Annotated in this window: 11 protein-coding genes and 2 pseudogenes; 7 read left to right on the top strand and 6 right to left on the bottom strand. The window is 68.8% G+C overall.

What is annotated here, in order from left to right; translation table 11 throughout:
- Positions 1-105: 105 nt before the first annotated feature.
- Positions 106-435 (bottom strand): annotated as a pseudogene (locus tag ABTZ58_RS35560) (ATP-binding protein); the annotation flags it as partial.
- 161 nt (positions 436-596) lie between these two features.
- Here ABTZ58_RS35560 and ABTZ58_RS35555 point away from each other — a divergent pair.
- Positions 597-1,877, top strand: coding sequence for an MBL fold metallo-hydrolase (locus tag ABTZ58_RS35555; RefSeq protein WP_502996184.1), 1,281 nt, complete (start codon positions 597-599; stop codon positions 1,875-1,877).
- Positions 1,878-2,046: 169 nt separating this feature from the next.
- Complete coding sequence (locus ABTZ58_RS35545) at positions 2,047-3,564, top strand: MFS transporter (protein WP_351366162.1); 1,518 nt, start codon at positions 2,047-2,049, stop codon at positions 3,562-3,564.
- A gap of 348 nt (positions 3,565-3,912) precedes the next feature.
- On the opposite strand, the gene ABTZ58_RS35540 is transcribed toward ABTZ58_RS35545, so the two are convergent.
- Complete coding sequence (locus ABTZ58_RS35540; protein ID WP_351366160.1) at positions 3,913-4,458, bottom strand: TetR/AcrR family transcriptional regulator; 546 nt, start codon at positions 4,456-4,458, stop codon at positions 3,913-3,915.
- Between the two features lie 264 nt (positions 4,459-4,722).
- On the opposite strand from ABTZ58_RS35540, the gene ABTZ58_RS35535 reads away from it, so the two are divergent.
- The 3 genes from ABTZ58_RS35535 to ABTZ58_RS35525 all read left to right on the top strand — a co-directional run bounded on the left by ABTZ58_RS35535 (position 4,723) and on the right by ABTZ58_RS35525 (position 7,085).
- A complete protein-coding gene (locus ABTZ58_RS35535) occupies positions 4,723-5,835 on the top strand; it encodes a glycosyltransferase (protein ID WP_351366158.1) in 1,113 nt (370 codons plus the stop codon).
- A 129-nt stretch (positions 5,836-5,964) separates the two neighbouring features.
- On the top strand, positions 5,965-6,264 hold the full coding sequence (locus ABTZ58_RS35530; RefSeq protein ID WP_351366155.1) for a transcriptional regulator: 300 nt from the start codon (positions 5,965-5,967) through the stop codon (positions 6,262-6,264).
- 44 nt (positions 6,265-6,308) lie between these two features.
- Positions 6,309-7,085, top strand: coding sequence for a LysR family substrate-binding domain-containing protein (locus ABTZ58_RS35525; protein WP_351366152.1), 777 nt, complete (start codon positions 6,309-6,311; stop codon positions 7,083-7,085).
- Between the two features lie 443 nt (positions 7,086-7,528).
- On the opposite strand, the gene ABTZ58_RS35520 is transcribed toward ABTZ58_RS35525, so the two are convergent.
- Positions 7,529-10,351, bottom strand: coding sequence for a DUF6924 domain-containing protein (locus ABTZ58_RS35520; protein ID WP_351366168.1), 2,823 nt, complete (start codon positions 10,349-10,351; stop codon positions 7,529-7,531).
- Between the two features lie 340 nt (positions 10,352-10,691).
- On the opposite strand from ABTZ58_RS35520, the gene ABTZ58_RS35515 reads away from it, so the two are divergent.
- Complete coding sequence (locus ABTZ58_RS35515; protein WP_351366149.1) at positions 10,692-11,702, top strand: recombinase family protein; 1,011 nt, start codon at positions 10,692-10,694, stop codon at positions 11,700-11,702.
- Positions 11,699-11,866, top strand: coding sequence for a hypothetical protein (locus ABTZ58_RS35510; RefSeq protein WP_351366146.1), 168 nt, complete (start codon positions 11,699-11,701; stop codon positions 11,864-11,866). The genes ABTZ58_RS35515 and ABTZ58_RS35510 overlap by 4 nt, the downstream gene beginning before the upstream one ends.
- A 346-nt stretch (positions 11,867-12,212) precedes the next feature.
- On the opposite strand, the gene ABTZ58_RS35505 is transcribed toward ABTZ58_RS35510, so the two are convergent.
- The 3 genes and pseudogenes from ABTZ58_RS35505 to ABTZ58_RS35495 all read right to left on the bottom strand — a co-directional run bounded on the left by ABTZ58_RS35505 (position 12,213) and on the right by ABTZ58_RS35495 (position 14,441).
- Positions 12,213-13,370, bottom strand: a complete 1,158-nt coding sequence (locus tag ABTZ58_RS35505; RefSeq protein ID WP_351366143.1) for an FAD-binding oxidoreductase — start codon at positions 13,368-13,370, stop codon at positions 12,213-12,215.
- Positions 13,371-13,416: 46 nt separating this feature from the next.
- A pseudogene (locus ABTZ58_RS35500) lies at positions 13,417-13,635 on the bottom strand (hypothetical protein); the annotation flags it as partial.
- A gap of 269 nt (positions 13,636-13,904) precedes the next feature.
- On the bottom strand, positions 13,905-14,441 hold the full coding sequence (locus ABTZ58_RS35495) for a PadR family transcriptional regulator (protein ID WP_351366140.1): 537 nt from the start codon (positions 14,439-14,441) through the stop codon (positions 13,905-13,907).
- Between the last annotated feature and the right edge of the window lie 400 nt (positions 14,442-14,841).

Below are 14,841 nucleotides of genomic sequence, written 5' to 3'. Positions count from 1 at the left end.
CGGACGACGAGCACTCACACCCCACCCAACGACCACCAACGCCAGCAGTCACAAAACCATCCCTAACTACCAACTACATAGATCAGATGCCCTCTTAGCAGGCGGTCACATCAATTGGCTCGCCGGGTGCCCGCCGGGATCGTCGGCCAACGCGACGGCGGCCTTGATGCGCTTGCCCACTGGCTCCTGGCGCATCTCAAAGCTGCGACACACGCCGATCACGATCTCCAGACCGTGCTGCCCGACCCGGCCCGGATCAGCGGCCTGGGCCACCGGCAGCGTCGGATCGGCGTCCCACACGCTGATCTCCGCCGCGCCGTCGCTGATCTCCAGATCCAGCAGACAAGGGTCGGGCGCGTACTTGTGCGCGTTGGTCACTAGCTCGCTGACCACCAGCTGCACCATTCCCATCGGCCGGTCCGACACCGGAACTCCACATCGCGTCCACAGTCGACACGCGCGCTGAAATCATCACATCGAGAGACGCAGAAGCATAAGAGAGTGCGCTTCACGCATAGGAACGTCTCCCTATTGCTTCTAGGTTAAGTGTCAGGCCAGGCATCGCCCGCCGTTCATCACTCCGTTGGGAAGTACTCATGGCGCAGACCATCACGCTGGGCGATGTGAGCATCACCCGGGCAGTGGAGCGGGCGGGCGACATCGCTCCCGCCGTCGACGTCGTACCTGGCAGCTCGCCAGAACTGTGGGAAGCGAACCGGTCCTGGCTGGCACCTGACTTCTGGGACCCCGAGTCGGGCCTGTACCGCGCCCACATGCAGACCTGGGTAGTGCGCAGCGAAGGAATGACCATCCTGGTCGACACGGGCGCGGGCAATGACAAGGACCGCCCCTACCTTCCCTTCTTCAGCAGGCTGAGCACAGGCTTACTCGACGACCTCGCGCAGGCAGGCGTGCGTCCGGAGGACGTGGACTACGTCATCAACACGCATGTGCACGCCGATCACGTCGAGTGGAACACCGTGCTGGTCGACCGGCAGTGGGTACCGACGTTCCCCAACGCCAAGTACCTCATCAACAACACCGTCTTCCAGTTCTGGAACCCAGTCAACGGAACCGATCGCAAGGCGGTCGCCTTCGGCCTTCCCTCGCACCTCGGCAACCAGAACTTGTTCGAGGACAGCGTCGCACCGGTCCACCAGGCCGGCCAGGCAGAACTGTGGGAGAACAGTTACGTCATCGACTCGAACCTGCGCCTGGAGCGGCAGGCAGGCCACACGCCCGGCTCAGCGGTCATCACCCTGCAGTCGGGCACCGACTCGGCCGTGTTCGTCGGCGACATGATGCACGGTCCCGTGCAGACCTCGACCCGGACCTGCACACCTGCTTCGACGAGGACCCGAGCCCTTGTGCTGCCCGCCCACTTCCCCGGCTCCGGCGCCGCCAGGTGCGGCGCACGGGCAGCCGGTTCGAGATCAAGGAATGGGCCGCCTTCGGCCAGGACGATTGAGCCCGGCCGTCAGGTCTCGCTGCGCGGGTGCAGACGCCGGAGCCGTCGGCCGCCGCGAACGCCGGGACGGTCGGCGTTCCCGGAATCCGTCCCGCTATGGCGCCGGCCGGCAGCACCACATCCACAGAAACAGGAGTACGTACACATGCCCCGCACCGTTGTGACCTCATCGCAGGGACCGAATCTCCCCGCTCCGCTGTCCCAGGCGGTACGCAAGGCCCCAAGAGTCCAACTGTCCGGAAAAGTCGCCTTCGACACTGCGGGAGACATCGTCGGAAAGACGGTCACCGAACAGACTGATCAGATCATGCGCAACATCACGGCGGTACTGCGCGAGGGCGGCGCGAGTCTGGACGACGTCGTCCCGATGCGGGTCACCTCACCGACACCGGGGACTGCACTGAGATGAACGCGGCCTACAAGAAGTACTGGACCTCCGGATACCCGGCCAAGACGACCTTCTTTGGCCCGCTGCCCGCGGGCCTTGTCGTCCAGATCGAAGCCCTAGTCGTTCTGGAGGGGTGAGCCGGGCCGATCAGGCCTGCTCCGCTGCCCTCCACCATCCCTGAGGTTCCGTCGTGCCTGATGACTATCGCCGCCCTCGACGCTGGGCGGCGCTCACCTTCCTCTCCCTTGCTCAGCTCATGCTCGTGCTCGACACCACAGTCGTGAACGTTGCCGCTCCCGCTGTGCAGTCCGCGTTCGGCATCAGCGACAGCGACCGCCATTGGATCATCACCACCTTCGGGCTTGGCTTCGGCGGCCTGCTGCTGCTCGGCGGCAAGCTCGCCGACATGTGCGGCCGCCGTCGCGTCCTGATGACAGGTCTGATCGGCTTCTCCCTGGCTTCCGTCCTGTCCGGCGCAGCGGTCAGCACCCCGATGCTGATGGTCGCTCGGACCCTGCAGGGCATCTTCGCGGCGTTGCTCTCCCCCGCTGCACTCTCCCTCGTCGCGGCCCTGTTCCCTACTCCCGCCGCCCGGGCGAAGGCTTTCGGAATTTACGGTGCGGTCGGCGCGGTCGGCGGCGGAGCCGGACTGGTTCTCGGTGGCGTTCTCACGCAGTTCGTCAGCTGGCGCTTGATCTTCCTGATCAGCCCCTTGATCGGCGCCGTGGCAGTGACCGGGATTCTGATCACAGTGCGTGCGCCAGAACATCCTCGAAACGGGGCGCGACTGGACCTGGCCGGTGCGGGCCTTGCCGCGGCTGCTCTGGTCGCCTTTGTTCTGGGCCTCACCTCGGCGGCGCGCGATGGGTTGGCCTCTGGCACGGCCATAGCGCTGTTCACCGCGTCGGTCGCCCTGCTGGCGGCCTTCGGCCTGGTCGAGTCGAAGGTACGCAACCCCATGGTGCCGATACGTCTGGTCGCTCATCGCAGCCGCAGCGGCGTGTTTGTGTCCATGGGACTGGGCGTAAGCGGCCAGTTCGGTCTCCTGCTTGCCCTTTCTTACTATCTGCAGGCGGTCAAGGGCTACACACCACTGCAGACCGGGCTGGCCTATTTGCCCATGATGGCGGGAATGGTCGTGGGCTCCTACCGCCTGGGGCCCGTTCTGATGCGCCGCTCGCGACCGCGGCTGATTATGGGATGCGGCTTCCTGCTGGCCGCGGGAGGACTTCTCCTGCTCGCGCAGGTGCAGCCGACCAGCCCCTACACCACCGTGCTACTGCCCGGACTGGCGCTGCTGGGCATCGGAATGGGCACCGCGTACACCGCTGCCATCAGTACGGCCACACACCAAGTGTCCGCAGATGACAGCGGCGTGGTGTCCGCGATGGTCAACACGGCCCAGCAGGTCGGAGCGGCTCTGGGAACGGCAGTGCTGAACGTTCTGGCCGCGAGCGCCACCGCTGCCTACGCGAGGTCGCACGCGGCGACTGGCGGGCCGGCGGAGGGCGCCTTGGATGTCCAAGCCGTGGCCCATGGCTGTGCCACCGCCGCGCTGTGGGCCTCGGGTGTCCTGTCGCTGGCGGCACTCGCCGCCTTTGTCCTCATCGACGCCCGGCCGGCTCGCCAGAGCAGCGGCGCCGGTTCCTCCCCTCCCTGTCGCACAAGTGCCGATACGGAGTCCCGCCGCACGGCCGAGGTCCCATGAAAACAGCGGAACAACCGGGAGGGGCTGCCGCGCTGGCTGGAGGTGGTGGCTGTGCCACCACATCACCCGCTACCCGCAGATGTACGCAGACCAGCAGCGCCTGCTCGGCGAACTGGGCCTCACCCAACGCGAAGTGGCCCGCTTCGACACCTGGCCAGACCGTCACCGGCCAACCGCCGACGGTCTGGCCGCAGCCCACGCCCGAACGCGTGCCGCTGTCGACGCCCTACGCGCTGGGCACACCAGCGCGGCTCAGGCGCTGGCCAGGGGGCAGCCAGCCGTTGGCGTTGGTGGCGGCGCGGTGGGCGGCGGTCAGTAACCGGGCCCGACCGGCCGGACCACCGGGCGTCAGTCGAGCAGGCGGGATAGGACGCGCTCGAAGCCGGCGTGGTCGACCGGCGCCTCTGCTGCCACCAGCGCGGCGTATCCGATGAGCGCGGCGAGGACGACTTCGGCCTCGTCTGAGGCTGCCGGGCGTTCGCCGTCTGCACACGAGCGGCCCCGGGAGATCAGCGCGGCGAGCTGGTCGCGCACGTCGGCGTGCCGGCGCGCGACGGTCGACGCGAGCACGTCGTCAATCGCGGCGTTGCCCCAGATCTGGGCGACCAGCCGGGCATGCGTGCTCCCGTTCTCCTGCGGGGCGACCTGCCGGTGCAGGTGCCCCACCGCTTCGGCCACCGTCTTGCCTGGGACCGGCTCGCCCTCGCCCTCGCCGCAGACCGAGAGGACGAGATCGTTCTTGCTCGGGAAGTAGCGGTACACCGCCCCGATGGATATGCCGGCCGCGGCGGCGATGTCCGCCATCGAGGTGTGCTCGAAACCCTTTTCGGCGAACTGGGCGACGGCGGCCGTGAGGATTTCACGGCGCCGCGCGTCGAGATAAGCCGCTGTCACCTTCGGCATAATGAACCGTCCTTCACTTTACTGCTACCGTGGCCACTGTCCGCGATCAGCATCGACGTCGCCGGGCAGACACAGCATGTCAGAGCACGCGCAGCGGGGCGTGACAGAAGGCCGCAGGGGCGGGCAGGGGCCGAGGAGACAGGTACCTCCCCCACCCGACCGGCCGCCGCCCCCGTGACGCGCGCCGCCACGTGCCGCACCCGTCTGCGAGCAGCCGACACCCCGGCCTCCGGCCGTCACCGTTCAGGGAGCCCCATGCGCATTCTCTTCTCCAGCACGCCCGCCTTTGGCCACCTGCTGCCCATGCTGCCGCTCTCCGCGGCGGCCCGCCGTGCCGGTCACGAGCTCGCCCTGCTCAGCCATCCGTCCATGGCTTCGTCGGCCGCGGGAATGCCCCTGCTGCCGGCCGGTCCGGACCTCCCGGAGACCCTGGAGGACATCGCCCGCCGTACCTCGATCGACGCGATGCGGGATCTGGCGGCCGGGCCGGTCGAGTTCTTCGTCGAGTCCCGGCTCGGCCTGGGCGCGCAGGACGCCCTTGCCGCCGCCACCGCCTTCTCCCCCGACCTCGTCGTCGCCGATCAGGTCGACTACCTGGGCCCGCTCGCCGCCGCCGCGCTCGGCGTTCCCTGGGCGGCGCACGGGGCGGCCCTGCCGCTCGACCCGCGGCTGGCCGTCGCGCTCGACCAGGCCGCCGCCGCTCGCTTCGCCGAGTACGGGGTGACCCCCACCGCACCCGTCGCCTACGTCGACCCGTGGCCCGACAGCCTGCTCCCGGACGCCTGCGTGCTGCCCGCCGAGCGGATAACCGTCCGGCCGGAGCCGCACTCCGACGACAGCAGCACCTGGTCCCGGCCGCGGTTCGCCGGCCGGGAGGACCGCCCGCTGGTCCTGGTGACCCTGGGCACGATCGCCGACGACCCCGGCGTCCTCGCGACGATCCTGGACTCGCTGGCGTCCCTGGACGTCAACGTCGTCGCCGCCCCGCACACCGCGACGGACCTCGGGGACCGGCGGATCGACCCCACGCGGCTGCACCTGGCCGGCTTCGTCCCGATGAGCCGACTGCTGGAGGGAGTCGACGTCGTGGTCTCCTCCGCGGGAGCGGGCACGGTCCTGTCCGCGCTCAGCGCCGCCCGGCCGATGGTGCTGCTCCCGATGGGTCTGGACAAGCCCGTCAACGCCGCACGGGCCGCCGCCGCCGGCGCGGCCGTGGTCGTCGACGCGGCGCACCAGATCGGCGACGCGGTCGCCCAAGTGCTGGCCGACCGGACGGTCGCCGACGGCGCCGCGGCGGTGGCCCAGGAGATCACCGGGATGAACTCGGCTGACGACACCCTCGGGCACCTGCTCAAGCGCCTCGGGTGATCCGCGCCGACCCCTCGTTCGTCAGGCACCGGACGCCGGCCCCCGGCCGGCACGGGATCGGATGATGAGCAGATCGTCCGGCTTGGGGTGCTCCACCGCCGGCGGTGTGCAACGGGCCATAATGGGGGCATGGCCCTCACGCCCAGCGTTCCCGAGGTCCGCCGCGACAGGTTCGCGCGACGGCTCCCTGCCCGGCTCACGGAGCTGGCCGGTCCCGCGCACGGCACCGCCGACCTGCCCCTGCACCTGGCCTGGTCGGGTCTGACACGGTTCGATCTCGACCAGGCCCGCCTGCGCATGAGCTGTTACCGCATCGTCCTCGCCGAAGGCGGGCGGGACGACATCGTCCGCTACCTGAACCACGACCTCCTCGTCAGCGTGTGGCCTGTCCTGCGCACTCTCGTCAGCCGGGACATCCGCGCGGTCTAGGAGGACGCCTTCATCGAGCTGACTGCCGGAGCCCGGACCGCCGCGTGAACCTCACCGCACTGCACCGCCGGCTCCTCGCCGACATCCTGGCCGTCGGCGGCGCCTACCGGCTCGTCCTCACCGGCGGTTACGCCCTCCCGGCGCTCGGGCTGGTCGACCGACTCAGCCGCGATCTCGATTGCGCCACCGAGAACCCCGAACCGATGGAGCGGATCGGACCACGGTGTGCGCCGGGCTGGAGGACTACTCGGCCTGCTGCAGGAGCGTCACCCGGCACCACGGTGCAGCTGGTCGACCTCCTCTTCGGAGACCACATGGCCGCGCTGGCACAGCAGGAGGTCGACGTCGTCTTCCTGCGTCCTCCGGTGACGGATGACATAGAACTGCACCACCTGGCCACTGAGCCACGAGTGGCCTGCCTCTCCGCCACACATCCATTGGCGAACCGGCCCGGGCTCACCTTGGCCCAGCTCGCCGGTATTCCGGTGGTCGCCATGCCTGATCAGGTGCCGCGGCTGTGGTGGGACTTCTGGGCGGTCGATCCCCGCCCCGACGGCAGCCGTGTCCGATACGGGCCGGTAGCCACCGACATGGAGTCACTGCTGCACATGGTGGCCGCCGGCGAAGCGATGTGCCTTCTCCCCTCAGCCGCCCGCGACTACTTCTCACGCCCGGGCATCACATACCTCGACGTGGTCGACCTCGCTCCCTCCACGTCCGCCCTCGCCTGGCTACGGCGACGGCGCAGCGAAGCTACCATCCGGGCTATTCGGCACGCCGCACAAGAAGCCACAAGGCAGGCTTTCGACATAGCCACTTGACACATCCGCGATCACGCTGCCGCGGCCCGCCCCACTGAAAGACCACCACGCGACGTCACAGCGCCGCCCCAAGCTTCCCGGTCGGGGTGGCGCATCCGATTCATGCCGGGTGGGAGCAGCCGGCCGCCCTTTGGCTGGTTCCCGGCGTGAGCACCGCGCAGACCATGACGGGGAACTGCCGGCCGGGGGGCAGTCACCCGGGGCCTGCGTGACCCCCCTGATCACCTGGGCAGTCCCGAACCGGCAGCACGCACCGCCGGAGGTACACCAGCACCCACCGGCCGCCCGCGCCCTCAACGGTCTTCTTCCAGGGTCAATAGCAGTGCAACCGGTGATCGGGTGGGGGCGTGAAGCGACGTCAGGCTGGCCCGGTTGCCTGTCGGTCCGAGCGGAATGACCGACCCCGGCCCGCTGTGTTTCCGCACTGTGTGTCGCGAGGCCCGTCAGTCCACCATGCGTTCGCCCACCCCGTCGCCGGCGAAGTCCTCGAAGTCCATGTTGGCGATGCCGAGGTTGCAGCTGACCTCGATGGCCGCATTGGGCCGAATGCGGAACTGCGTGGTGAAGGCGTCCTCGTCCTGCGCGAAGGGTTCGCCGTCCCACTCGGTGGACACGGCGAGCAGCGGGTGCTTCTCCTCGCGCATCGTGGTGGCGTCGGCGATGAAAACCACGCCGGGCAGTTCGAGTTCGGACATGGCGACGAGGACGGCCTTGATGATCCGCTCCGCGGGGACGCCGTCGTATGCGGACTCGGAGATGATGTACGGCTCCGCCTCGTTCTCCATCCAGGGTTCCTGAAGTTCCGCGAGGACCCGGTTCCAGGCGTCCTCGTCGGTGAAGTCGGTTCGTATCACCAGCGGGCTGAGCTCGTCGCGCTCCCCGATCACCAAAGGCGGAAGGTCGTCCTCGGTGTCGGGCGTCGCGACGGGCGTGGGCCGCGGAGCCAACACGCCGCCCAGCAGCACGCCGCCGAGCTCCTCAGCGCTGGGCACCACCCCGGACACACGGAACAGCAGTTCAAAGCGGTGCAAGTGATGCACGCTCTCGGCCAGCGCGGCGGCTACCTCGGGTACCTCGGCCCCCTTTTCACGGCGGGGCTGGTCCATGAACTCGCTCACGAGCAGGCCGCGTTGATGAAGACTGAACCGCGTCCCGTAACCGTTGCCGCCGGACGGGGCGTGCACGGCCGCACACGACGTCAAGGACGCCAACTCTCCCAGCGGGAGTGCGGCATCGTCGCTGAGAAGGATGACGTCTGGCCCCACGGCGATCGCTGCGGCGATGCTCCCCTCGCCCACCGCCTCCTGATGCTGCTGGAGTTCACGCCACGTACCTTGCACCGCCGAGTCCGAAGTGACACCAACGCGTGCAAGAACCTCGGCAGGCGTGCTCTCTTTCACCACCGCAACGCAGAATCCGTGGCCCTGCCCCATCAAAGCTGCGAACCAGGCAGCCAGCGCATCATTGTGTGGCATGGTCGGCTCGCGCACCGGCCCCGCGCCGATCCGTGTCGAGCTGTTGGCGGACGCCCAGACCACGGCCCCCGTCTCGTCCCGCAACTCTGCCGCGCCTCGTGCGACGACCAGTTCGGTGCCCGGCCCGGCAATGCGTTCCATTTCGGAGCCGTCCAGGGCCAGTGTGCGCAGAAAGCCATCCTCGTCGAGCTCAAGAACGTTCTGGCGGTCGTAGTACCTGTCCCAGTGCGAGGTGCGGCCCTTCACGATGCAGCGGAGGACACGGCCGTCGTGGAAGAGCACGGTCGACCCGTCATCACTGGTGAGCGACTGTCCGTAGAGGCTTTCGCCCCGGTGCATCGTCGATCCCCGGGCCACCGTGCGCAACTCGCCCGATGCGGCGGAGATCTCGGGGATTCCCGAGCTCCACACGACTCCGCCGTGAGCGTCAGTCAGGGTCAGCTCGCCGGTGTCGCGCATGTCCAGCCGCCGCACGCCCCGCCACGCGGTACCCGTACTCCACACCCGCCGGCCGTGATGGTCCCAGGCGACGAAATCTCCGTCAGGGCCCAGAGACAGTAGGCTCGAAGACTGTGCGTCGCTAACCCATACGTACTCGCGTGTGAGGTTGTCGCGGATCGCCAACTGCGGACCGTACGCCCCGTCCAGAACCGTGAATCGGCCCGACGGCGAGGTCAAGGACTCCATCGAGAGCGTGCCGCCGAGCGGAAGCCAAGAACAGCCGGACTGCCATTCCGAAGGTGGTGAGGCATCCTCGGGCAGGGTCAAGGACTCCATCGAGAGCGTGCCGCCGAGCGGAAGCCAAGAACAGCCGGACTGCCATTCCGAAGGTGGTGAGGCATCCTCGGGCAGCTGTGGCGCCGGAACGTCTGGTGACGCCCGCACGACACGTATGCCATGGTAGGCAGCTGGGGCGTGGCCCACGCGTTGGCGGTATCCGACGAATCCGCCGATGTCGGCGAACAACCGGACGGCTTCGAGTTGCAGGTGTGGGGAGCCGTTGTTACCGGTGATCTCGAGGCGGTAACGCGCGAAGGCTGCGGGCTCGGCGATCCGGTACATCTGAGACCTGTGACGGCCGGGGAAGGACTGACCCGTGCGGGCATCGAGAGTTCGCCACCGTCTCCCGTCCGCCGAACCGCGCAGGGTCCATGCCGCCGGATCACGATCAGGCGCATCGTTCGCGGAGGTCAGCATGTACCGATCTACCGGGACCGGCCCGGTCAGATGGAATTCCAGCGACGCACGGTCCTCGAATGCGAACCATTTGCTGGTCGACGCGTCCACTAGATTCGCGGCCACCTCACCCGCGCCGTGGTGCTCGGCACTGGCCCGCACGACGGTCACCAGGTCGCTCACTTCCTCGTTGCCGGACGGACGCGCCGCACGCAACGCTACCGAACACGCATTGCCGGACCGGTCGTGCCAGGCCACCCATCGTGCGGGTGCCTCGCTGCCTTCCTCGACAAGCACCCGCAGCCGTCCCGCCGGAAGCCACCCATCGGTGTCCTGGACCCGCGTGTCGAACTCGTACCCGCGATCACGGTACCCATCCTTGGGGTGGTCCCGCGGGTCATCGAGCTCGCCCCGGACCTCCACCACGTCACCGTTGGCGGTGCGGCGATGGCCGTAGCAGCTGGCCATGTCCGGTGAGAAGCCGACTGCGCACTGCGCGCCGCCCTCGGTGGCCCAGGACAGCTGCGCCGGCACTTCGCCTCCGCCGTCGTCCAGGTGCACCAGCAACCGTGTTCCCGGCACCCACTGCTCCGAGTCCCACGCGCGCCACCACATCCGAAATGCGAACACAGACGCCTCATCCGATACCGGCCGCACAGATACTCCTCGCCCACAGCAGCGCCAGAGACAGACGCTTCGGCGACACATGATAAGCACGACTATATACACCCCCACTTCCCCTTCCCCACGTTCAGCGACCGGCTATGCCCCAACAGCACAAGTGGATTGCCTGGGAAGACACCGGGGCGTGACGAGGTGCGTGCTGCTCTCACAAACGACCAGAGCGAGAGTTCTGAGAACACCCTCCGGGCGATCACGTTTTCGCAGGTTGCCATTCGCAGAAAACCTCTCAAAACCTCGTCGTTCTGCGAAACAGTTCTGACAGACTTCCGGGGTGAATCTGACGCCCGATCAAGCAGCAAATGCGATAGAACGAAACGACTGTCCGAAGTGTGAAGCCCTGACCGGCAGTGCGTGCCGCACCCGGGGCGGGAAGACCGCGACGAAGTACCACACCCCGCGCTTCATCCTCGTCCCCGCGCTCCGCGAAGAACTCGACGTCCGCATCCCCGAGGACCGCGGACCCGGCCGGGCATGGAAGCCGGGCTCGCCGGTTGAGGCGGCACCCGCCGCGCCGGCCGCGAAGCCGATCCGGCTCGGGTACGCCCGGTGCTCGACCGCCCAGCAGGAACTCCAATCCCAACTCGATGCCCTCGCCCTCGCTCAGTGCAAGCGCGTCTTCTCCGAGAAGATCAGCACCCGCGTCAAGGTGCGGCCCGAGCTGGAGGAAGCGCTCACGCTCGCGTACGACATCAAGGAGGCCGCCCCCGACCAGGAGGTCATCCTCACCGTCCACGAGCTCAAGCGCCTCGCGCGCAACGCGGCCGAGCTGATGACCCTGTCCACCCAGCTCCAGACCGCCGGCGTCCAGCTCGAACTCCTCACCGGCCCCCTCACCGGCATCTACGATCCCAACGGCATGGGCGCCATGTTCTTCGCAGTTCTCGGCGTCGCCGCCCAGCTCGACCGCAACTACATCCGGGAGAAGACCCTGGAGGGCCAGGTCACCGCGGCGAGCAAGGGCAATCACGGCGGACGACTCAAGGTCATCGACGACGACTCGCTCACCTTCGCCGTCGCACTGAAGGACAAGGGCGTCCCTGTCCCGGAGATCGCGAAGAAGCTCACCATCAAGACCGGCAAGAACGTGGGCAAGCACCCCTCGGTCGCCTCGCTCTACCGGGCCCTGGCCGAGGCCGAGGAGGGCGACGCTTCCGACGAAGCGCAGGTCATCGGCCCCCGGCGGCCGGTCCGCGCCCGGATCACCGGCCCCGGCAGCGGCACTGACCCAGAGCTGATGGAACGGCTCACCCGGCAGGTACTCGACGGAAAGGCAGACGTATGAGCGACGACGAGCAGAACGTCACCCGGATCGGACGCCCGCAAGCTCCCCACGACCACAAGCCGTACCACGGCCCCGTCGAGACCAAGACCCGTGAGAACAACGTCCAAGTCATCACGTTCACCGGCTCCGCGGAATCCGACCTCCTCCACGCGGCTGGCTCGTGAATGGCGGAGCACCTCGACGCTGTCCTCATCGGCCTGAACTGGATCGGCGACTTTCTGTCCCCGCACGCCATCGACCCGCCCGGCCCCCTCACCACCGCTTGGACCTCACCGTCGACCTCTCCAACGAACGCCACTGACGACGACCCCAGCGATCACCGGTGGGGTCGTCGTCATTCGTGATCAAGTGCTTAGCGCTGATGGCTGTTCCGTTGGTCCCCAAGGCCGGGGTCGGCGTGGCTGAGCTGCGACGCGCAAGCCTGCCTCTGACTCGGCAGCGGTCGTAGCAGCTGCGAAAGGGAGGCGGGTTCGTGCGGAGCCGCGAACGCGGAGAGGAACATCGCTCGTTTCAGCTGCCGATTGCCGACTGCTCGTGTCTACGGATGTCGGCGCGGTGGGTGCATGAACGGTACCGATGGCAGGGGGAAGTTGTTGTCGAACAGGTGGCCGGGGTCGTAGTGCGCCTTGAGCGTGATGAGACGGTCCAGTACGGCGCCGGGAAAGGCGTCCTGCAGCTGCCGCCGTCCGGTGTGCGTGTCTCGAAGCTGAGGTAGAGGCCGTTCAGGTGTGGGCGGAGCTGTATCCACCGTGAGTCGAGGGTGGCGCACCCGGCGGGGACGGTGGCGGCCATTAGGGCGAAGTTCTGGGTGCGGTGCGAGTAGGCCATGGCCGTGCTGGGTGTGTCGTTGACGGCCGCGCCGACCGAGCGGAGCTGCACCATGCCGGCCGCCTCCAGCAGCGTCGCGATGCCCTCCGCGGCGGCGCCGGTGATGTGGTCCACCAGGCCGGAGCGTGACACGGCCTGTGGCTGCTGCGCGCGCTGCGGTTCGTGCCCGGCGGGCAGTAGGCGGTGGTACGGGGCGACAGAGGCCTGGTTGTGCGAGACCGGCCCGGCGAGCAGTAGGGGAGCGAGCGCCGCTCGGGCCGCCGCGGGGTCCGTGCCCGCGAACACGGTCATCGCCTGGGCGACAGCTCGGCCGCCGGGACCCGCGACGAGCGTGACGAAGCTGGTGACCTCGCGGGGGGCCGCCTCGACGGCGGCGCCCCAGCGGGCGAGGAAGGCGGCCGTGTCCGCGGCGTCGTGGACGGTCACGGCTACGGTCACCTCGCCCACCCGCTGGGCCTGAAACTCGAAAGCTGTCACCACCCCGAGGTTGGCTCCCGCCCCACGGACGGCCCAGAACAGGTCCGGGTCGTGCACGGCGTCGGTACGTACGTGGGAGCCATCGGCCAGGACGAGTACGGCGGCGCGGACATGGTCGACGGTCAGTCCGTGCAGGCGGGACAGCAGGCCGATCCCGCCGGTGGTGGCCAGTCCGCCGACGCCGACGTCCCCGGTGTCTCCGGAGGACAAGGCCAGGCCATGGGGCGCGAGGGCCGCGGCGACGTCTCCCCAGCGGGCTCCTGCCTCGACGCGGACCAGGCCGGACCGGGCGTCGAGCAGGCTCAGCCGGTGCAGCCGGGAGAGGTTGACAACGAAGCCGTAGGTCGTTGGTGGAACGGCCACTGACGCCGTGGCCGCCGCTGCGCACGGTCACAGGCACCTGTGCGGAGCGGACGTGGGCCAGCGCGTCCGCCACGTCCTGGTGGTCGCGGACACGGAGCACGGCAGCCGGGGACCCCCGGCGCGTGTAGTAGGTGTGTCGTACGGCGTCGTACTCTCGGTCGCCCGGTCGGACCGCGAGCGCGGCGAGGCTCCGCGGAAGGGCGTCGGCGGGCGACGGGCCGGTGGGGGACGCGCCAGTGGGGGACGGGCCGGTGGGATTGCGCATCGGTGCTCCACGTTCTCGGTGTGGTGATGAGGATCGCTGGGTCCCGTCACCGGGGCTCGGTAGCCTGTACGCCCTTGGTGCTCATGACCGGGTACGGGCCCCGCAACCCCGCTTCCGCCGCCGACGGCGGTGCGCAGACCGGGAGTGGGGTTGCTGCAGCCGCTCGGGCCGGTGACGGCGACGATCTCGCCCTCCCGTACGCCGACCGGCATGCCGCGTACCGCCGGAGTGTTTTCGCCGGATTTCACCCCCGTCCCGGGCTTCCATGATCACGAACGCACCTCCCGGCGCAGTTCGGTGACGCGGTCCGCGGCTGTCCGCATCCAGCGCAGGTCGGCGTCGAGATGGGAGAGGGCCAGGTCGGCGGCAAGCACGTGGGCGACCGGTGTGTGTTCGGCGCTCTGGAACGCCGTCAGCGCACGCACGCGGGCGAGGTGTGCGGCGCGCTGGGCTGCCAACTGGCGGCGGGCTGCGGCTTCGTCGTGGATCAGGAGTGTGATGACAACCTTGGCCAGCAGGACGTTCGACAGATGCGGCGCCGGTGGCTCCACGCGCTCCAGCCAGCTGGCCAGAGCTTCGCGTCCTTCGTCGGTGACCGCGTAGGCCGTGCGTTCCGGTCCGCTGGCGCGGTCGTGCCCGGCCTCGGCCACCAGCCCGTCCCGTTCGAGGCGGTTGAGGGTCGAGTACACCTGGCCGAAGTGCAGCGGCCTGGCGCCCGGCAGTCGTTCGTCATGCACGAGTTTCAACTCGTAGCCGTGCATGGCCCGTGGTGTGAGCAGCCCGAGGAGCACATGAGGCATGGACATGCAGTGTCCCTATTCACTCTCAGTAATAGACGCTGTCATACACCGGCGCGCACAGGCGCGTCGCCCGGTTCCCTCCGGACCGTTCACGCGGGCCGGCTCGAACTCGGCGTTCGCGTGTACGGCAATGGCCCCGGCGAACGATGCCGCCCACCGGCACTCTCCGTGCGACAAGGGAGCGGCCTCGGAGGGCGTCGTGGTCTGCCAGGACGCCCCTCACACCACCGCCACCCGGCTGTTCGACGCGTTCGAGGAACCGGAATGCACGGCCGCCGACAAGGACTCTGACGGCTGCGGAGACTGCCGCAGGGAGTTCCTCGTCCTGCGAAGGTGCTGCCAGCACTCGACCTGGTCCTCCCCATCAAATGGGCGACACAGCGACCCCGATGCGCAACGCGCCGTC

It is taken from the genome of Streptomyces sp. NPDC094143 (genome assembly GCF_040303825.1).
Lineage (GTDB): Bacteria > Actinomycetota > Actinomycetes > Streptomycetales > Streptomycetaceae > Streptomyces.
This window is presented reverse-complemented; position numbering and strand designations above follow the sequence as displayed.

Bases quoted from the DNA above. Each gene is read 5' to 3' on its own strand.
- ABTZ58_RS35510 (WP_351366146.1), top strand. From the start codon at position 11,699: ATGAGCGACGACGAGCAGAACGTCACCCGGATCGGACGCCCGCAAGCT.
- ABTZ58_RS35535 (WP_351366158.1), top strand. From the start codon at position 4,723: ATGCGCATTCTCTTCTCCAGCACGCCCGCCTTTGGCCACCTGCTGCCC.
- ABTZ58_RS35520 (WP_351366168.1), bottom strand. From the start codon at position 10,351: ATGTGGTGGCGCGCGTGGGACTCGGAGCAGTGGGTGCCGGGAACACGG.
- ABTZ58_RS35530 (WP_351366155.1), top strand. From the start codon at position 5,965: ATGGCCCTCACGCCCAGCGTTCCCGAGGTCCGCCGCGACAGGTTCGCG.
- ABTZ58_RS35555 (WP_502996184.1), top strand. From the start codon at position 597: ATGGCGCAGACCATCACGCTGGGCGATGTGAGCATCACCCGGGCAGTG.
- ABTZ58_RS35495 (WP_351366140.1), bottom strand. From the start codon at position 14,441: ATGTCCATGCCTCATGTGCTCCTCGGGCTGCTCACACCACGGGCCATG.